At 59.5% G+C, this 17,968-nt stretch carries 16 protein-coding genes and 1 pseudogene; 9 read left to right on the forward strand and 8 right to left on the reverse strand.

All coding sequences use genetic code 11. The annotated features are described in order from the left end of the window. Positions 1 to 316: 316 nt before the first annotated feature. Positions 317 to 733, reverse strand: coding sequence for an organic hydroperoxide resistance protein (locus CKW16_RS30540; RefSeq protein WP_046055505.1), 417 nt, complete (start codon positions 731 to 733; stop codon positions 317 to 319). Positions 734 to 883: 150 nt separating this feature from the next. Further along, positions 884 to 2,215, reverse strand: a complete 1,332-nt coding sequence (locus CKW16_RS30545) for a PLP-dependent aminotransferase family protein (RefSeq protein ID WP_095133283.1) — start codon at positions 2,213 to 2,215, stop codon at positions 884 to 886. An 83-nt stretch (positions 2,216 to 2,298) separates the two neighbouring features. Between CKW16_RS30545 and CKW16_RS30550 the strand changes: the two genes are divergently transcribed. Then, positions 2,299 to 3,189: a DMT family transporter gene (locus tag CKW16_RS30550; protein WP_095133285.1), complete on the forward strand. Its 891-nt coding sequence runs from the start codon at positions 2,299 to 2,301 to the stop codon at positions 3,187 to 3,189. On the opposite strand, the gene CKW16_RS30555 is transcribed toward CKW16_RS30550, so the two are convergent. After that, entirely contained in the window at positions 3,137 to 3,544 is a 408-nt protein-coding gene (locus CKW16_RS30555; protein ID WP_095133287.1) for a hypothetical protein, read from the reverse strand. The genes CKW16_RS30550 and CKW16_RS30555 overlap by 53 nt on opposite strands. Positions 3,545 to 3,717: 173 nt before the next feature. Between CKW16_RS30555 and CKW16_RS30560 the strand changes: the two genes are divergently transcribed. Further along, positions 3,718 to 4,578, forward strand: a complete 861-nt coding sequence (locus CKW16_RS30560) for a CAP domain-containing protein (RefSeq protein WP_095133289.1) — start codon at positions 3,718 to 3,720, stop codon at positions 4,576 to 4,578. A 16-nt stretch (positions 4,579 to 4,594) separates the two neighbouring features. Here CKW16_RS30560 and CKW16_RS30565 read toward each other — a convergent pair whose 3' ends face one another. The 3 genes from CKW16_RS30565 to CKW16_RS30575 form a co-directional block, all read right to left on the reverse strand. Beyond that, the gene (locus CKW16_RS30565) at positions 4,595 to 5,224 is read right to left on the reverse strand and encodes a glutaminyl-peptide cyclotransferase (RefSeq protein ID WP_095133291.1); all 630 of its coding nucleotides are present in this window, start codon (positions 5,222 to 5,224) and stop codon (positions 4,595 to 4,597) included. A 36-nt stretch (positions 5,225 to 5,260) separates the two neighbouring features. After that, complete coding sequence (locus CKW16_RS30570; protein ID WP_095133293.1) at positions 5,261 to 6,481, reverse strand: helix-turn-helix domain-containing protein; 1,221 nt, start codon at positions 6,479 to 6,481, stop codon at positions 5,261 to 5,263. Between the two features lie 69 nt (positions 6,482 to 6,550). After that, on the reverse strand, positions 6,551 to 7,222 hold the full coding sequence (locus CKW16_RS30575) for a DUF2238 domain-containing protein (protein WP_095133295.1): 672 nt from the start codon (positions 7,220 to 7,222) through the stop codon (positions 6,551 to 6,553). 354 nt (positions 7,223 to 7,576) lie between these two features. Here CKW16_RS30575 and CKW16_RS30580 point away from each other — a divergent pair. Then, positions 7,577 to 7,768: pseudogene (locus CKW16_RS30580) on the forward strand (hypothetical protein); the annotation flags it as partial. Positions 7,769 to 7,813: 45 nt separating this feature from the next. Here CKW16_RS30580 and CKW16_RS30585 read toward each other — a convergent pair. Beyond that, entirely contained in the window at positions 7,814 to 8,215 is a 402-nt protein-coding gene (locus CKW16_RS30585; protein ID WP_095133297.1) for an NUDIX domain-containing protein, read from the reverse strand. Next, positions 8,206 to 8,712 (reverse strand): GNAT family N-acetyltransferase, encoded by a 507-nt coding sequence (locus CKW16_RS30590; RefSeq protein ID WP_095133299.1) that lies wholly within the window; start codon positions 8,710 to 8,712, stop codon positions 8,206 to 8,208. The genes CKW16_RS30585 and CKW16_RS30590 overlap by 10 nt, the downstream gene beginning before the upstream one ends. Positions 8,713 to 9,026: 314 nt before the next feature. Between CKW16_RS30590 and CKW16_RS30595 the strand changes: the two genes are divergently transcribed. The 6 genes from CKW16_RS30595 to dapF all read left to right on the forward strand — a co-directional run bounded on the left by CKW16_RS30595 (position 9,027) and on the right by dapF (position 17,903). Further along, positions 9,027 to 10,325 (forward strand): exo-alpha-sialidase, encoded by a 1,299-nt coding sequence (locus CKW16_RS30595; RefSeq protein WP_095133301.1) that lies wholly within the window; start codon positions 9,027 to 9,029, stop codon positions 10,323 to 10,325. Beyond that, entirely contained in the window at positions 10,322 to 10,936 is a 615-nt protein-coding gene (locus CKW16_RS30600; RefSeq protein ID WP_095133303.1) for a hypothetical protein, read from the forward strand. The genes CKW16_RS30595 and CKW16_RS30600 overlap by 4 nt, the downstream gene beginning before the upstream one ends. A 32-nt stretch (positions 10,937 to 10,968) precedes the next feature. Next, entirely contained in the window at positions 10,969 to 13,005 is a 2,037-nt protein-coding gene (locus CKW16_RS30605; protein ID WP_095133305.1) for an LTA synthase family protein, read from the forward strand. Positions 13,006 to 13,384: 379 nt separating this feature from the next. Then, positions 13,385 to 15,640 carry a catalase/peroxidase HPI gene (gene katG / locus CKW16_RS30610; RefSeq protein ID WP_095133314.1) on the forward strand — a complete coding sequence of 752 codons (2,256 nt, stop codon included), beginning with the start codon at positions 13,385 to 13,387 and terminating at the stop codon, positions 15,638 to 15,640. A 152-nt stretch (positions 15,641 to 15,792) separates the two neighbouring features. Next, positions 15,793 to 16,812 (forward strand): AbrB family transcriptional regulator, encoded by a 1,020-nt coding sequence (locus CKW16_RS30615; protein ID WP_095133316.1) that lies wholly within the window; start codon positions 15,793 to 15,795, stop codon positions 16,810 to 16,812. A 272-nt stretch (positions 16,813 to 17,084) separates the two neighbouring features. Then, entirely contained in the window at positions 17,085 to 17,903 is an 819-nt protein-coding gene (gene dapF, locus CKW16_RS30625; protein ID WP_095133318.1) for a diaminopimelate epimerase, read from the forward strand. Positions 17,904 to 17,968 lie beyond the last annotated feature (65 nt).

Raw genomic sequence — 17,968 nt, forward strand, 5'->3', positions numbered from 1 at the left:
GCTTTTGATTTTGATCTGTTGCCCCTTTCCCAGAGGCCGAACGCAGGCGTTGCGCAGGGGGCACCGCGGCAAGGATGCCGCGGTAGCCGCCCCCGGCCATGGATGGCCGATGGCGGCGGGCCCCCGGAGCAATGCCGGAGTGAGGGCATGCCGAGCCACAGCGAGGCACCGAATGGAGGGGCAAAGCGTTTTGCTTCCTTTTGGGCGTTTGCAAAAGGGAGTCGCTGTAAAAGCGAAACCGCCAGCCGCCATCACCGCAGAAACGGATATGTACCCCAACCTATGTACCCCAACCTCAAGCAAACAGCATTACGGCTCAGACCAGGTTGATTTCAACGTTGATATTGCCCCGCGTGGCTTTGGAGTACGGACACAGCTTGTGCCCTTCATCCACCAGCGCCCGGGCGGTTTCGCGGTCCATTCCCGGCAGGCTGATGTTGAGGCGAGCCTGCAGGAGATAACCGCCTGCGTTGGTGCCCAGGTCAACTTCGGCGTCAATGGCCAGGTCAGGCGGGAGCGTGACCTTCATTTTGCCGGCAGCGACCTGCATCGCACCGATGAAGCAGGCTGACCACCCGGTGGCGAACAACTGCTCCGGATTGGTGCCGTCACCCTTGGTGCCAGGGGACGAAAGCTTGACTTCGAGTCGTCCATCATCGCTGCGTGATGCGCCGTCCCGCCCACCCGTGGTGTGGACTTTGGCGGTGTACAGTACTTTTTCGATCTGGGTCATGATGATCTCCTGATTGAAAATGCTGGATGAAAAAGATTGCCCTCTGTGGACCAGTCCTTCTTGCTTGATGGATTCGCCACTCGTCAGGGCGCTTGCATCACCTGTAGCGGACTGGACCTTTCAATATAGATGGCGGTTGGCGACTTCGGGCTATGAGTAAGCACCGATCACCCACTTAACTTTTTCCAGCGCCTCACGCAGTGCGCCCATCTCCGCAGACCCCAGCGCCAAGCGAATCGCATGCGGTACATGAGCAGAGGTCGCAAAAGGCTCAGCGGTTGAAACCGCCACTTTTTCACGCAGCAGCGCCGCGGCGATCTGGTCGGCCCTCGCATCTTCGGAAAGAGGCAGCCAAAGAAAATAAGACGATGGATGACGAATGCACGGAAGGCCCGCCAGCACTTCTGCGGCCATGGTTTGCCTGGCCTGAGCATCCCGACGTTTTTCAGCTTCCAGCTGCATGACCGTGCCATCGTCGAGCCACGTGCTCGCGATCGCCGTCAGCACGCCCGGGGTATTCCAGGTGGTCGCCCTGATCGTTCGCTCCAGCGCGGGCACTTTTTCGGCCGGGGCAGCGACGAAACCTACGCGCAATCCGGTGGCCACACTCTTGGAGAGCCCTGAAACGTAAACGGTCCGCTCGGGTGCGAGTTGCGCTATCGGTGCCGGCGGGTCCTCGGCAAGAAAGGCATACGCGGCATCCTCGATGATGAGCAAGTCATGCCTGCGCGCAATCGTCACCAGCGACTCGCGCTGATCGGCACTCATCACCCATCCCAGCGGATTGTGCAGCGTCGGCATCGAGTACACCGCCCGCACGCGGCGACTCCGGCACAGACGGTCCAGCGCCTCCAGATCAGATCCGTGTTCGGTCACGGGAATGGGCACGATTTCAAGGTGCAAGGCTTCGGCCAGCACGATGAATCCTGAATAGGTCAGCGCATCCGCTGCAATCACATCACCGGGTTGCAGCAGCGCCATCATCGTCACGGCCAGTCCATGCTGGGCACCGCTGACCATCAGCACTTGCTCGGCATCCACCGTCAGCCCTCGGGCGAGCAAATGGCGCGCCACCGAGGCGCGCTCATGCAGACGCCCGGCGTGTGGCTGGTAGCGCAACAGGGATTCCAGATCACCGCCCGAGGCGAGTTGGCGTAGCGCATTTCGCAAGAGTTCTGCCTGCCCTGGCAGCGAGGGATAGTTGAAGTTGAGGTCAGTCATTCCCACGGCAACGTTTTTCTGGTCGATGCCCAAGCCAGGCGGCAACGACGTCTCCCGCACGAACGTGCCTCGCCCCGTCTCGCCGCTGACCAGGCCCATGGCTTCGAGCTCTGCATAGACCCGACTGGCGGTGACCAGAGCCAGCCCTTCTGTCGCCGCCAGTTGACGATGCGTCGGCAGTCGCGTGCCCGGCAACAATCGGCCTGACCGGATGTCGGCCGCAAAAGCATCCACTAATGACTTGTACCGTGAGCGAGGCATGTCGAGATGTATCCATGACAATTTTTTGATTGTAGTGATCGTCGATCATACGATGGAACTCTGCAAATTGAGAGTGCCCTCAGATGGAACGGACCCTGCAAAACCCAACGACGGAAAAGACCGCGAGCGGCTGGCTCAACGGGTTTATCGGTGTGCTGATTTTCAGCGGCTCGCTGCCAGCCACACGGTTGGCCGTGCTGGAATTCGACCCGGTGTTCCTGACCGTTGCCCGAGCGGCGATTGCCGGGCTCCTGGCGCTGTGCATGCTGGTGCTGTTTAAAGAAAAACGTCCCGCCAAGCATCAGCTTATGCCTTTGGCGATCGTGGCAATGGGCGTTGTAGTAGGGTTTCCGCTGCTCACGGCGCTGGCGCTGCAGTACGTGACGTCGGCGCACTCCATCGTCTTCGTTGGCTTGTTGCCACTCGCCACCGCGGTGTTCGGCGTGTTGCGCGGCGGGGAGCGTCCCCGGCCGGTATTCTGGTTCTTCTCGGTGCTGGGCAGCGCGTTGGTCGTGGGGTTTGCCGTCTCGCAAGGCCTGACCGCTTCGCCGACCGGCGACATCCTCATGCTGCTGGCCATCCTCGCCTGCGGGCTGGGTTATGCGGAAGGTGCGAAGCTTTCAAGAACCCTGGGAGGCTGGCAGGTGATCTCTTGGGCATTGCTGCTGTCGCTGCCCGTCATGATCCCGCTGACCTGGTTTCTGGCCCCTGCTTCGTTCTCGGGAATTACCCCATCCGCGTGGCTCAGCCTGGCGTACGTATCGATCTTCAGCATGCTGATCGGTTTCGTATTCTGGTACCGCGGGCTGGCCCAAGGGGGGATTGCCGCCGTCGGCCAGCTTCAGCTGCTACAGCCGTTTTTTGGCTTGGCGCTGGCGGCCACCCTGCTTCACGAACACGTCAGTATCGGCATGCTGGGGGTTACCGTCGCGGTGATCCTTTGCGTGGCCGGGGCGCGAAAGTTTTCGAAGTGAGCGGGCGCGACAAGCGTTGCTGCCAGTTTCCGCCATCGGTGCGCTGGCATTCTTCTTCAGAATCGAACTGCACATGGGCCGATACCGGACTGACGAGAACGTCCGATTCGCTTAACGCCATGGCGGTCAACTCGACCATGCGCTCGCCCTGCCCACTGGCCAGCGCCTGATCCTTGTTGGCCTGCGTATCGAAGACCCAGATGACCCGCAGACTGGAAGGAAACAGGTCGTAATCGATCTCATGGGTCAGCCAGCAGAACCCGACGACTTCCGCTTTTGCCGTCTCACACGCCTCAGTCAGGGTGGCCACCAGGCGTCGCTCGATGTTCGCCTGATCGCGTTTGCTTAACGGCATGGTTGGGTCCTTGTGACGGGTAAAAAGAAGCCATCATACGACACCTCCATGTCCACTTTGGCGGACGCACTGCGCCCCGCGCAAATATGTCTCTTGCGCCCGTGAACCTTGTGTTGAAGCGCCAGTCATAGCCGAGCCGTGAATTCCACTTGCCCGCTCAGAGCTATTCATCCATGCGCCAAACCCTCCTGTCCGTTCGCGTTGCCTCGCTCTGTTTCATTCCTCTGTTTTCCCTGTTCGTCACCCCCGCCCACGCCGGTGCCGAAAGGCAGTTGGTGGAAGCCATCAACGACTACCGCGCTCACCCCGATCGCTGCTTGGGGCGCGCGGGTCGAGCGTTATCGCCGTTGGCGTTGAAGTCGAACCTGGCTTTGCCGATCGGCTATGGCGGCGGTTTACGCGATCGATTGAAAGCGTCCGGCTATCAGGCGGTGACCGTGCGCACGATTCGCGTGGTCGGTGCGCAGGATGCCGATGAGGCCTTCGACATGCTCCAGAACGATTACTGCGGGGCGTTGCTCGATACCCAATATGCCGACATTGGCGTTAGTCGCGCCCGGAGTGAGTGGCAGGTGGTGCTGGCGCAGCCCGTGCTGGACAGTCGTGTGGGTGATTCGCGAGCTGTCAGCAAAGCATTGCTGGCACAGGTCAATGCGGCACGCTCAAAACCGCGCCTCTGCGGTCGTCAGCGCTTCGCCGCCGCACGGCCATTGGCCTGGAACGCGTCCCTGGGCGCTGCGGCGCAAGGGCACAGTAAAGCAATGGCCTACGGCAACTACTTCGCACACCAGGACCCCGACGGTGACATGCCCGCAGACCGGGCCAGAGCCGCTGGTTTCCGTGGCCGGCAAATCGGCGAGAACATCGCTGCCGGCCAGGGCTCACCGAGCAAGGCCATGTCGGGCTGGCTGGCCAGCCCGGGGCATTGCGCCAACCTGATGAACCCGATGTTTACCCAGATGGGCGCAGCCTATGCGGCGGACGCACGCAGTGATAGAGGCGTTTATTGGACGATGTTGTTTGGCGCGCCTTGAGTGATTGAGCGGCGCCTCATTTGGGGCGCCGCACTGCCCTCACCTTCCCACTGCCACCGCCGCCGCAGAAAAACTGATGGCCGCCGTCCGATTCAAGCCCCGACACCCCGACGCCGGCCGGCAGCTTCACACTCTCCAGCACCTCGCCGGTGGTCGAATCGATACGGCGTAACTCACTCTCATCTTCTTCCCAGGTGCCATGCCACAGCTGCCCCTCGACCCAGGTCACCCCGGTGACGAAGCGGTTGGATTCAAGGGTGCGCAGAATCGCGCCGGTCTCGGGATCGATCTGATGAATCTTGCGATCCCGATATTCGCCGACCCACAGCGTCCCTTCCGCCCACGTCAGCCCTGAGTCGCTGCCGCCAGGCGCCGGAATAGTCGCGAGTACACGGCCGGTCTGCGGGTCAATTTTCTGGATGCGATCCTCGGCGATCTGGAACAGGTGCTGGCCGTCGAAGGCTGTGCCGGCATGGGCGGCGACATCGATTGAACGCAGTGTCTTGCCACTTTCAGGGTCCAGGGCGTTGAGTTTGTCACCGGTGGCAAACCACACGTGCTGACCGTCCCAGGTGACGCCATGCACCTTGTCGACACCGGCAAAGGGTCCATATTCACGAAGGATTTTGGCTGCTGACTGTTTCATGTTGGCATTCCTCGTTACGGGTGGGTGACGTTCATCCTAGTCACCCGGCAGTGGCACCGGGAGTAACAAGGTCGTCGCGAAACCCGGCACCGGCGGGGTCATCCAGCGACGCGTCCGGCCGCGACCGAACGACTGCACCTTGCCCTCGCGGGCCAGTTCTTCGAGTGCCCGTTGCACCGTGCGTTGGCTGGCACCGAGGGCCAGTGCCAGGGCCGAACTCGACCACGACTCACCGTCGACAAGGAAAGCGAACACCGACCCGTGCTTCTCTTCGACGTGTGGCACCAGCACCACAACGTCAGAGGCAACCAGCGCCACCAGCGCAAAACCACGCTGGGTTGCAGAGATGCCGGCCAAGGGTTTAAGCGCCGTGCGCAGTCGCCCGATTTCGACTCTCAACCGCGCGCGAAGGGACTCATCGGCGTGCTTCAAACGAAAGGCCCGGGCAATCAGCGTTTCCCTCGACACGTCGGCCGGCCACGCTTCGGCCAGTGCCCGTGCGAGGGCGAACAAGACCGGGCGTGTAGCGAGGGGAACCGACATGCCGGCGCCACGCACCACGTATCGACACGCGTCCACGACCAGCGACGTGGACGCGAGCAACGCTTCAACCTCATCCAGCAACAGAGGCCGTTCTTCGCCATAGGCAATCAAACGCGCGACGGGCGTGTCCAGGACAAGGGCAGCGTTTTCCACCTCGGCCGTCAGCGCAGGAATATCGGCGTCGTGCGCGGCGTGCTCGGCCCTCGTGAGTGCAGACCGCGCCTTGTTCGTCTCGAGTCGTCGCATCGCGATCCCCGCCACGACCAGTTCGTGGGCGGCGCGCAATGCCGGCGGCAATGGCGCGGGGTCAAGCTCGGCGAGCAGCATGTCGGCCTCTTCGAGATGCCCGATCAGCAGCAAACGCCGAATCTGCAGATACCGCGCATGAGCAGCGTTCACTCGATCGCCGTGCGCCTCAAGCGTCACCCGTGCCGACTCGAGTGCCTTCACTGGCCAGCCCAACTCCCGGGAGGCCAGCGCGATCTCGGCCTCGGCGACCACACACCGCGCCCGAGCCAAGGCCTCCTTCGGCCCGAAGGCCCGCGCCGCCCTCTGCACCAGCGCCTTGGCTCGCACCAGATCGCCGAGTTGCGCCATCGCAATCCCGCGCAACGCCAGCGCCGGCGCATCGTCGCGCAACGCGACCCGGTTCAGCGCGCCGAGCGGATCACCCGCTGCCAGCGCCTGCGCTGCGGCCGTGATCAGCGAGTCCATCGCAATCCCGCCACCGTTGTCACTCCCACCGTAGGATGTTCGCTGTTGAGTCTATCTCACGATGCCCCATCACGAAGGAGGCCGCCCGACATTCGAATGTTGGGCGTGAGGAACGGCGCGCTTTTGCTTGCACAGCAAAACCACACACTCGCTGACGAAGGCCCCGGCCACCGCCAACGCCATGTCTTTCTGTGAATCCCAGGGATCGTTCTGCGCGCCGACGAAGGCACGCGAGGTGTCGTCGCCGAGGAAGGCGCCACCAATCCATTCCACCATTTCGTAAATGGCCGACGTCGACAGAATGATGTTCAACGCCATGAACACCAGCCAGAAACCCCGCAACGGTGTGAGGCGCACCAGCACTTCTCGAATGGGGTAAGCCATCAACAGCCCGTAGCTCAGATGGACCAGCCGATCAAAATGATTGCGCTGCAACCCCAGCGCTTTATCGAGGCTGACCCCGGTCAAGGCCGAACACCATTGGTCGTACGGCACCTTGGCATAGGTGTAGTGAGAACCCAGTTCGTGAATGCACAGGAAAACGAATACCAGGCTGATGGAAACAGCCGACAGGCGAAACCGGCCGGAGACAACCAACAGTGCGCCCACCAGTAACAACACCAGCAGATTTTCCAGTGCCCAATCCACTCGGCTGCGGGGTGAATACCCCGACACCACGACGACCAACACAAACAGCATCAGCAGCGTCAGGTCGTATCGCTGGTGTGCCTTGGGCTGCATGGTTTGAGTTCCTCAAAGCGGAGGATGACGACGGTTCCAGAGTCCTTCTCAATGGAACAACTCATCGCGAGTCCGGTTCAGGCACACCGACAAAAGGCGCCCCTCACAAACACACTCCTGTAGGAGCAGAGCTTGCTCGCGAAGAGGCCATCACATTCAACATCCCTATTGACTGAACCACCGCCTTCGCGAGCAAGCTCAGCTCCTACAGATGCAGGCTTGCCCGAACCCTTGTTTCATATGTAAAACAAAACCCCGCTTCGCGTTACCTCAGCAAGCCATTCTTTCTCGCCGTTTCCCATGGCATGCACATTCGATGTGAAATTTCGTGCCATACAAGAAACCACGTTTCACGACTCGCAGATGTACACCGTCGGCGCGCAGTTCCTGGCCATGCCGATCATGGCGTGGGTCGACCTGACCTGGGCAAAAAACGCCAACCCCTATGGCGGTGCGGAAAACGGTACGGGCTTTACCAATACCCGTTCGGTTGGCAGCAATCAGTGGTATTACCGGACCAACGTCAATATCGGGTATTACTTCTGACCCGTTGAAATCGTGGCGTATCGATGCTCGGGATAAGCCATAACGCTAGACGCGCGGTCGTAGAAAGGCCAAAACGTCCTGAAAGACCTGATGCCATTCTTCACTGGGCTCGTTTGCCAGTGGATGCCAAAAGAACTGGAACTCGTGTCCTCCATCGTCTTCTGCAAAATGGCTCCAGGTATCCGGAAGATTTTGCATAACGCGGCACTCGTGAAACGCCCACGTGTGCCCCGTTATCGCCGAATCCCAGCTCCCCAGATCCCGTATCACCTCGCCCCTGACGCCCGCCTCTTCGAATAACTCCCGAATAGCCGCCGCGTCAGTCGGCTCTCCGGGTTCGACACTGCCCTTGACCAGTTGCAGACCTGCCAACGGATGCCGGAACGCTAAAATCTCCAGCCCCTCTTTTTTTCGCAGCACGACGGGACAAGCTTTATCTATGCGCATGGGATTTCCATGCTTTTGGTTTCGGTGAGCAACCGCATGTTTATCAGCGCCACACGACGCCCGTCCGGCGCCAACCGCTCCTCAACCCCATACGGCACAAACCCGAGCTGCGGATACAGAAGCAACCCCGCCGTATTCTCGTTGAAGCACGACAGCTGCACCTCGCGTGCCCGATGACATTCAAACGCCAGCCCCACCATCGTCTGCAGCAAAAACTTCGCGATACCCTTCCCCCGAGCCTTGGGCGACACGATCACATTGCCGATCGCGCAAACACCATCGCGCTCAAACCTGTAAAAGTTAGCAAAACCCATAACAGAACCGTCCGCCTCAACCACCGTTGAGTCGGAACGTTGATCAATCGATGCCTGCAGTTGATCTTCCGTCAGCGGGTACTGCGCCTTCGGGAACATAAAAAACAGTTCTTGGGGATTTTGAGGAAAGTCGCAAATCGTCAGGACATCTTCAGCGCAGACGGGGCGGTGGGTGAGGTGCATGGTTTGGATCCATCCAGGTGTCGGGGGTGACAGATTACTTTTTGCAGGGGATGGATAGAAGTTTCCTTTTCAGGTTCATCATGGCTTAGGTCCGGCTTTTGCGACCAACGGTGGAGATGCTCGGCAAGTCCCGTTGGCCGAAGTGAAAACCGTCTAATCCGGTAGTCTCAGCCTCTCAATCAGACTTTGATCGTCGACAACGCAGTACACTACAAACAATTGCTTACAAAATAAAAACTCATTAAACCCGATCGTGAACTACCGAGTGTTAATTTGAGCGCTTTATCGGGCCATGAGATGCCAACGTCTTAATTATGCGCATCAAACTTTCCAGCGTTCCTGCCCTCGGTACATACCTTGCACTCTCTTGCCTTTTTGCGGCTGCATGGTTCTTCAATCCTGCCAATACGCACTCTTCCTTTGCCCTGATCAGTCCAGTGATGGCAGTGGCCGGCCAAGTGGCCAAGCCCATTTATACCAGCCGTTTCGCCTCCTCCGGGCTGGTGGATTTCGTGCATTCCTCGGCGGTGACCGCCTTGCCCGACGGCAGTCTGATGACGGTCTGGTTCGCCGGCTCCCGCGAAGGCGCATCCGATGTGCAGGTGCGCTCCGCCCGTTTCGACCCGAAAACCGGTGAGTGGGGGGCTGAAAAGGTATTGGCGACTCGGGATTCGACCCAACAAGGCACGCGAAAATACATTCGCAAGCTGGGCAATCCGGTGGTTGCCCTCGCGCCGGATAATCGCGTGTGGTTGTTCTACGTGTCCGTGTCCATGGGTGGCTGGGCTGGCAGCGCGGTCAATGTAATGGTTTCAGACGACTTCGGTGAAAGCTGGTCCGCCCCGCGCCAGCTGATCACTTCACCCTTTCTGAACATCAGCACCCTGGTCCGGTCGGCACCGGTGTTTCATGCCGACGGCTCCATCGGTTTGCCGGTCTACCACGAGTTTCTGGGCAAGTTTGCCGAGTACCTCTACTTGAGCGCAGACGGCAATGTGATCGACAAATTCCGCATCAGCCACGGCAAGAATTCATTGCAACCCACGGTGGTTCCGCTGGATGGGCAGCGCGGCATCGCCTTGCTGCGCTATGCCGGCAACACCCACCACCGTGTGCTGGCGACCCGCACCGAAGACGCCGGTCAAACCTGGAGCGAACCTTATCCGCTCGACCCCTCGAATCCGAACTCATCGTTGGCCGCCGTCGCGACGCCCGAACATGGGTTGCTGGTGGCGCTCAACGACCTGCAGGAAGGACGCTTCAAGCTGAGCCTTTATGGGACCGACGCGAAAATGGACGATTGGCGCTCGTTGCGGGACCTGGACAAGTCACCTGATCCAGCGGGCGCTCCGTTTTCACCCGAGGCCTACAAGGAAATCATCGGTAAAGAGTTCCGCGGTTCCAGCGGCGAGCTTCGCCAACCGCTGGAGGCACAGTTCCTGGACAACCTCGACAACCGTGTCTGTAAAAGCCAAGGGTGTGAATTTGAATATGAATACCCGTACTTCATCCGCAGCCCCGACGGGATGTATCACTTGGTTTATTCCTGGAACAACACCTTCATCAAGCACGTCACCTTTAACGATGCATGGCTTAACGAGCGTCGCAAATGATCAGCCTGTGGCAAGCCCATCTCAGCTTCGCAATGATCATCTTCCTGGTGCTGCCTTCTTTCGGCTTGCACAGGAGCTGGCGGATCGCACTATTGGCTGTATTGCTGGCAGTCAGCTTCATATCGTTGGACGGGTTATCGTTGGCCGCCTATTTGCGCAGCTACATTGATGACCTGGCGATCACCTCAATGGTGTTCATGGCGTGGGGCTGCTTGCGTCGGCTGGACATCCTGCCACCTGCGCGGGGCAAGACCGGCGTATTGATCCTCTTCGCCGCGATGGCCCTGGTGCTGTACCCGGCAACCCTGGGCATGAGTGATCTGGACCCCTATCGGTTTGGCTACAGCCCGCGCCCCATGCTGATTGTCCTCGCCGTGCTGACACTGGGCCTGTTTTACCTACGCAACGGCCTGGCCGTCGTGATGCTGGCCAGCGCGACCCTGGCCTTCATTGCCGGGATCAAACCGTCGCAAAACTATTGGGATTACCTGGTTGATCCGCTGCTGGGTCTGTATTGCTGCGTGGCACTGCTGATGCTTGCCGTGCGCTGGACGTATCGCCGGGCAACCAAGCGCCGCGGTGCAGTGGGCAATGTGTCCAGTTCCGTTTGAGATTTAACGACTTTATTAACAGGGGAACATGGATGGGTTGGTTGCACTCGAGACGTTTACATTACTGGCTGGGCGCGACAGCGATTACGTTCGCGCTGTTTGCTGTGCTTCGGGTCATGTTCTTTTTCGGCTATTCCGGTTTCGACGCCAGAGCGCTGACCGACCAAAACGCCGTCATGGAAACTCTGGGGATCGGCTTTCGATTCGACCTGCGCCTGGCCATCCTGGCGATGTTGCCCTTGGCGTTGCTGGCCTGGATTCCTCGCTGGAACCTGATCGGCAGCCGCCTGCTTCGCCGCATCGCCCGCGTGTATCTGGTCGCGGCCCTGAGCGTCCTGCTACTGATTTACATCATCGATTTTGGTCATTACGCCTACCTGGGCGTGAGGATCAACGCCACCGTGCTGCGCTTCATCGAGGATGCGCAAATATCCCGCGACATGGTCTGGCAGACCTACCCGGTGATCTGGATTTCACTGGGTTGGCTGGCAACGGTCGCGCTGGTGACACTGGCTCTGGTGCGTCTGGAACGCGTAACGCTGGACCGCCCTCGCAAAGCCATTCGCCGGCTCTCCGCGACATTGGGTGGCGCGTTGATGGTCGTGGTGGTGCTGTTGGGCATTTTAGGTCGTGTCGAAAACATGAACCTTGAAAACCCGGTCCCATTGCGCTGGAGCGATGCGTTCTTCTCGGGCAATAACCAGATCGCGGCGTTGGGCCTGAACCCGGTGTTGTTCCTCTACGACACGGTCAAAGTCGGCCAGTCGCGCTATGACGAAGCGCAGGTGCGCGAACACTACGCGGTGATGGCCAACTACCTGGGCGTAGACAAGCCCGATCCGCAAACCCTTGATTTCGTCCGTCACCAGGCGCCACAACCTTACAAAGTACCGGGTTCCCGGCCGCCGAACGTGATGTTCGTCATGCTCGAATCGCTGGGCACCAGCGCTGTCGGGGCTTACGGCAACCCGATCAATCCGACGCCCAATATCGATCGCCTGGCCACGCAGAGCTGGTTCTTCGAGCACTTCTATGTGCCGGTGACGGGGACCGCAAAAACCGTCTGGGCCAGCATCAGCGGTGTGCCCGACGTCACCCGCCAGGAAACCGCGACGCGTAATCCGTTGATCACCAAGCAGAACACACTGATCAATGCATTCACCGGTTACGAGAAGATCTACACCATCGGCGGCAACTCCGGCTGGGCCAACATGAATGCCTTGATTCGGCAAAGCATCGACGGCGTTCGCTTGTTCGAAGAGCGGGACTGGAAGTCCCCGGTGGTGGATGTCTGGGGGATTTCCGATCTGGATCTGTTCAAGGAAACCGACCAGATCCTGCAAGCCCTGCCCAAGGACAAACCGTTCTTTGCCTATGTGCAGACGGCCGGCAACCATCGTCCCTTCACGATTCCCAAGACCAATGATGGATTCGAGGTCAAGCACCCTACCCTGGCCGAAGTTCAGGCCGCAGGGTCGCGCAGTGTCGAGCAGTACAACGCCGTGCGCTTGCTGGACTTCAACATCGGTCGCTTGATGGAAATCGCTAAAGAAGGCGGCTGGTACGACAACACCATTTTCGTGCTGTTTGGCGACCACAACACCCGAATCGCGCAGATCCCGTTCCTGGCACCGGCCTACGAGCAACTGGGTCTGGAAAGCAACGCCGTGCCGATGATCATCCACGCACCGGGTTTGCTGGGGACGCGTAAGGTCAAGGAAGCGGTCGGCCTGGTGGACTTGCTGCCCACCGTGGCGGGTATGGCCGGCCTTGAGTTCCGCAACAGCGGCATGGGCCGTGACATTCAGCAGCCCGCGCCCGAGGGTGAACGAGTAGTACCGCTGGTATTGCGCGAAGGTACGTTCCCGCTGATTGCCGGCGTGACTCAACACTACATGGTGCAGATGGAGCACGACGGCAGCTCGCCGACCCTCCACGACCTGGCCTCAATGACGCCACTGGACAACGTCGCCGAGCAAAACCCTGAAGAGTTCAAGCGCCTGTCGCAACTGACCCGTGCCATGCATGAAACCTCAAGGTTGATGCTGTACCAGAACGTGCGCAAGTAACGGCTTTCCCGCGTCTATGCTTCAAATAGACGCGGGGACTGCCCGTGATACCCGTAAAAGACTCTGCCTATCACGACCCAATACTCCCCCTATTAGCTGACTTCCCAACTGGGGTCTAACCTTATTCGAGCGCCGGCACCATAAGCCGGCCGGTCAAGAGCTGATAAGGAGATAGGAATGGGTCAGAAGCCTGACTAAACCTGCCGTAGGCCACCGTGCAGGCAACTCGATTGCCGCTGTTCAGAATTCCCGTGTGATCAAAACAATCAGTTGATCAAACTGCTGGCCCTGCAGCCTGTGTCATTGGTTTCGCCCGTTGCTGTTTAACGCCCGCGTTGGGCCGGATAGCCGGATGAATACGACCAAAGGTAGCTCACACATGGCAAACGAATCGAAATGCCCGTTCATTAGCGCCGCTGGCGGTGGCACGACAAACCGCGACTGGTGGCCGAACCAACTGAATCTGAAGATCCTCCATCAGCACTCGTCCCTGTCCGACCCCATGGACGAGGGCTTCAACTACGCCGAAGCATTCAAAAGCCTGGACTTTGAAGCGGTCAAAAGAGACCTGACTGCGTTGATGACCGACTCCCAGGACTGGTGGCCGGCGGACTTCGGTCACTACGGGCCACTCTTCATTCGCATGGCCTGGCACGCCGCCGGAACGTACCGCACCGGTGACGGTCGTGGTGGCGCCGGTTCCGGTCAGCAACGCTTCGCGCCGCTCAACAGTTGGCCGGACAACGTCAGCCTCGACAAGGCGCGCCGGCTGCTCTGGCCGATCAAGCAAAAGTACGGCCGTAAAATTTCCTGGGCGGATCTGATCGTCCTCACCGGCAACGTCGCGCTGGAGTCCATGGGTTTCAAGACCTTCGGCTTTTCCGGCGGTCGTCCGGACGTTTGGGAGCCGGATGAGGACGTCTACTGGGGCTCGGAAAACAAGTGGCTGGGCGGCGACACCCGCTACGGAAAAAAAAACGAGCCCATGCAAGAGCCTGGCGAAGGCCCACTCGTTGCTGAGCCGGGGGAAAATGAGGAGAGCCGCACCGTCCAGGGGCGATTCCTGGAGAACCCGCTCGCCGCCGTGCAAATGGGCCTGATCTACGTCAACCCGGAAGGCCCGGAAGGTAACCCCGACCCGGTCGCGGCCGGGATAGACATCCGCGAAACCTTCGCGCGCATGGCGATGAATGACGAAGAAACCGTGGCACTGATCGCCGGCGGCCACGCCTTCGGCAAGACCCACGGCGCCGGACCTGCCGACAATGTCGGCGCCGAGCCCGAAGCCGCTGGCCTCGAAGCACAGGGCTTTGGCTGGAAGAACAGCTTCGGCACCGGCAAGGGCGCGGACACCATCACCAGCGGCCTGGAAGTGACCTGGACCACCACGCCCACGAAATGGAGCAACAACTACCTGGAAAACCTGTTCGGCTTCGAGTGGGAACTGAGCAAAAGCCCGGCCGGTGCGAATCAGTGGATACCGAAGAACAACGCCGGCGCCGGCATCATTCCGGATGCTCACGACCCATCCAAACGTCGTAATCCGACCATGCTCACCACTGACCTGTCGCTGCGGTTCGACCCGATCTATGAACCGATTTCGCGGCGCTTCCTCGCCAATCCAGACCAATTGGCCGACGCGTTCGCCCGCGCCTGGTTCAAGCTGATCCACCGCGACATGGGTCCCCTCTCCCGCTACCTCGGCCCGGAAATGCCGAGCGAAGAATTGCTGTGGCAAGACCCGATTCCTGCGGTTGACCATGCCCTGGTCAACGACAGTGACGTCGCCGCACTCAAGAGCAAACTCCTGGCCTCGGGCCTGACAGTCTCGCAGCTTGTATCAACGGCTTGGGCGGCGGCTTCGACCTTCCGTGGCTCCGACAAGCGCGGCGGCGCCAACGGTGCGCGTTTGCGTCTGGCCCCACAGAAGTTCTGGCAGGCCAACCAGCCTGACCAACTGGCGAACGTGCTGGCGAAACTCGAGGGTATCCAAAGCGAGTTCAACAGCGGCGGCAAGAAGATCTCGCTGGCGGACCTGATCGTGCTGGCCGGTAACGCGGGCGTCGAACAGGCGGCGAAAAATGCCGGTCAAACCGTGACGGTGCCTTTCACACCAGGACGGATGGACGCCACCCAAGAGCAGACGGACGTGGAGTCTTTCGGATTCCTCGAACCCATCGCCGATGGCTTCCGCAACTACCTCAAAGGCAGATACAGCGTACTGGCCGAGCAGCTGTTGATCGACAAGGCGCAACTGCTGACTCTCACCGCGCCAGAAATGACCGCGCTCATTGGCGGCATGCGCGTGCTGAACACCAACGTCGGGCAAACCAAGCACGGAGTGTTCACCAAGCAGCCGGAGGCGTTGACCAACGACTTCTTCAAAAACCTGCTGGACATGGGCGTGGAATGGAAACCGGTGTCGGAAGCCAATGAGGAGTTTGAAGGGCGCGATCGCAAAACCGGCGAAGTGAAGTGGACCGGCACTCGCGTCGATCTGGTCTTCGGCTCGAATGCGCAACTGCGAGCGTTGGCGGAAGTCTATGCAACCGCTGATGCGCAGGAGAAGTTCGTCAAAGACTTCGTAGCCGCCTGGGCCAAAGTGATGGACCTGGATCGTTTCGACGTTAAGTAACACGAGCGGTATCGCTGAAACTGCAACGCCTCCCACTGTGGAGGCGTTGTGCTTTTTGTCACTTGACGCTTCACGCCGTTAGATGGGAAAACGTGCGTGGCCCGGATGCAAGCGTTGGGTTCAACAAGGATCAAGGAAGACTCATCAACACCATGAAAACCCTCCTGTGTTTGCTGATCGCCACCGGCGTCGGCACCGCGCTGCAGTACGCTGGTGTCCCCCATGGTCTGTTACTCGGTTCAATACTCGCCACCGCATTGATCGCCAGCAACTTGCGTTTTTCTCCTGCGCTGCCCTTCAGCCTTGTCTATGTACAAATCGTGTTGGGGATCGCGACCGGTTTGATGTTCACCTCGTGGAACAGCCACATGGCGGCCTCCATGTTGCCGAGCCTGGGTTTCATGCTGCTGGGCCTGACGGTCCAGAGCGTCGTGGCCGGTTTGTGGTTGCTCAAGGTCTCGGGATGGAACCCGAAGGACTCCCTGTTAGCCGTGTATCCGGGCGCACTCGCCGCCGTGTTCGATTTGCTCGAGTCCGAGCGCGCGTCCAGCAAAGTGATCGTTGTGCACCTGGTGCGACTGCTGTCGATCACCGTGCTGGTCAGCTTCTGCATTCCCGGACAGACCGACGTGGCACTTACCGAGAGCAGCCCTCTGGTCATGAGTACCGCGCTGACCCTGCTATCGCTGATCGCCTTGTGCCTGTTGCTCGGCCGCTTGCTGTTGCGCGTCGGCGTTCCGGCACCGTTCATGCTCACCGCGATCGTCATCACCGGCGTCTACCTCAAGCTGGGCTATCTCCAGGCCTTCCACCTGCCGTCATGGAGTGTCGACACCGCCGTGGTCCTCCTCGGTGTGCTGATTGGCTCGAAATTCAAAGACATCAGCCTCGCAGAACTCGTCCGCCACGGACGGGCCGGGCTGATGGCCGTCGCCTTGATGTTGCTGATCGCAGCGGCGTTTGCCGCAGTGGCCGGGCGGGTTCTGGGCAGCGACCCCTTGTCGTTGTGGCTGGCGTACATGCCTGGCGCCATCGAAACCATCGCCCTCGTCGCCTTCAGTGGCGGGCTGAACGTGGTGTTCATCCTGACCCATCACCTGGTGAGAATGGTCGTGCTGCACTTTGCGCCAGCGTTGGTCGTTCAGGCGCGGCGCTGGCGGGAAGATGTTTGATCGCAGAAAGAACTAAGCGGGAGAGATCGTGGCCAGGGCACCAATCAAAATGGTCAACACCAGAAATCCACCCAGGAAAATCGCCATCTTGCCCATTGGGCCTCCTACATTATGAGTTTGCGGTGCAGCGGTTGCCGCGACTGCGGAGCACGCCGATATTGTGAGCCGGCGGGTGTGTGCGTTACAGATGCAGATAGCGATGGAAAATACGGATCAGAACACCGAACTGGGGCTAGATCTCCTTTAAACGTCAAATCCGCCAGGATCTATTTATGCCGCTGAGTTTTCATAAAATGCACGCCAATGGCGATGACTTCGTCATTGTGGACTCGCGAAACGCGGCCAATCCAATGACAAGTACCCTGGCTCGGCGAATGGGTGATCGGCACCGAGGAATCGGATTCAATCAACTCGCGGTGGTGCTCGATTGCGATGATGCAGATGCGCGTTTGATGTTCTGGAATGCAGATGGCTCCACGCTGGATGTTTGTGGCAGTGCAACGCGGGGCGCTGCGGATAGGCTGATGCGCGAATCAAATACCACTTCGATAGCGCTCCGAACCAACCGTGGCCTACTCACTTGCGAACGAACTTCAACCGGCGCAATTTCCGTCAACATGGGAAAGCCGCTTTTCAGCTGGTCGGATATTCCCCTGGCTCTGGAACTGGACACTGCTGTTTTACCACTTGCTGATGGCCCAACAGCGTGCAGCATGGGCAATCCGCACTGCACCTATTTTGTGGATGATCTGACGGCCATTGATATAGCGACAGTTGGACCGTCAATAGAAACCAATCCCCTATTCCCCCTCAGGACGAACGTACATTTCGTCCAGATCATCAACCGAAAGCACATTCGGTTGCGCATCTGGGAGCGCTGGGGTGGTATTCCACTCGGTTCAGGTTCCTGCTCTTGTGGCGCCGCTGTTAACGGAATTCGTCGTGGTTTGTTAGACCATTCTGTTGAGGTTGAATGTGATGGTGGAACTGTGACGGTTCAATGGGATGGCGTGGGGCCTGTCTTTCTTATCGGGCCGGTAGAGGCAACATTTTCGGGAATGATCACGGATAGCTTATTACAAGCTTTATAGACACCGCCCACAAAAATGTATGGTCAGCCCATCTACTCGATCTTTTGGCGTTACAAGCCAATCTG

Source organism: Pseudomonas sp. Irchel s3h14, assembly GCF_900187425.1.
GTDB lineage: Bacteria > Pseudomonadota > Gammaproteobacteria > Pseudomonadales > Pseudomonadaceae > Aquipseudomonas.

Coding starts and splice junctions, on each gene's coding strand:
- CKW16_RS30540 (WP_046055505.1), bottom strand. CDS start 733: ATGACCCAGATCGAAAAAGTACTGTACACCGCCAAAGTCCACACCACG.
- CKW16_RS30545 (WP_095133283.1), bottom strand. CDS start 2,215: ATGCCTCGCTCACGGTACAAGTCATTAGTGGATGCTTTTGCGGCCGAC.
- CKW16_RS30550 (WP_095133285.1), top strand. CDS start 2,299: ATGGAACGGACCCTGCAAAACCCAACGACGGAAAAGACCGCGAGCGGC.
- CKW16_RS30555 (WP_095133287.1), bottom strand. CDS start 3,544: ATGCCGTTAAGCAAACGCGATCAGGCGAACATCGAGCGACGCCTGGTG.
- CKW16_RS30560 (WP_095133289.1), top strand. CDS start 3,718: ATGCGCCAAACCCTCCTGTCCGTTCGCGTTGCCTCGCTCTGTTTCATT.
- CKW16_RS30565 (WP_095133291.1), bottom strand. CDS start 5,224: ATGAAACAGTCAGCAGCCAAAATCCTTCGTGAATATGGACCCTTTGCC.
- CKW16_RS30570 (WP_095133293.1), bottom strand. CDS start 6,481: ATGGACTCGCTGATCACGGCCGCAGCGCAGGCGCTGGCAGCGGGTGAT.
- CKW16_RS30575 (WP_095133295.1), bottom strand. CDS start 7,222: ATGCAGCCCAAGGCACACCAGCGATACGACCTGACGCTGCTGATGCTG.
- CKW16_RS30585 (WP_095133297.1), bottom strand. CDS start 8,215: ATGCGCATAGATAAAGCTTGTCCCGTCGTGCTGCGAAAAAAAGAGGGG.
- CKW16_RS30590 (WP_095133299.1), bottom strand. CDS start 8,712: ATGCACCTCACCCACCGCCCCGTCTGCGCTGAAGATGTCCTGACGATT.
- CKW16_RS30595 (WP_095133301.1), top strand. CDS start 9,027: ATGCGCATCAAACTTTCCAGCGTTCCTGCCCTCGGTACATACCTTGCA.
- CKW16_RS30600 (WP_095133303.1), top strand. CDS start 10,322: ATGATCAGCCTGTGGCAAGCCCATCTCAGCTTCGCAATGATCATCTTC.
- CKW16_RS30605 (WP_095133305.1), top strand. CDS start 10,969: ATGGGTTGGTTGCACTCGAGACGTTTACATTACTGGCTGGGCGCGACA.
- katG (WP_095133314.1), top strand. CDS start 13,385: ATGGCAAACGAATCGAAATGCCCGTTCATTAGCGCCGCTGGCGGTGGC.
- CKW16_RS30615 (WP_095133316.1), top strand. CDS start 15,793: ATGAAAACCCTCCTGTGTTTGCTGATCGCCACCGGCGTCGGCACCGCG.
- dapF (WP_095133318.1), top strand. CDS start 17,085: ATGCCGCTGAGTTTTCATAAAATGCACGCCAATGGCGATGACTTCGTC.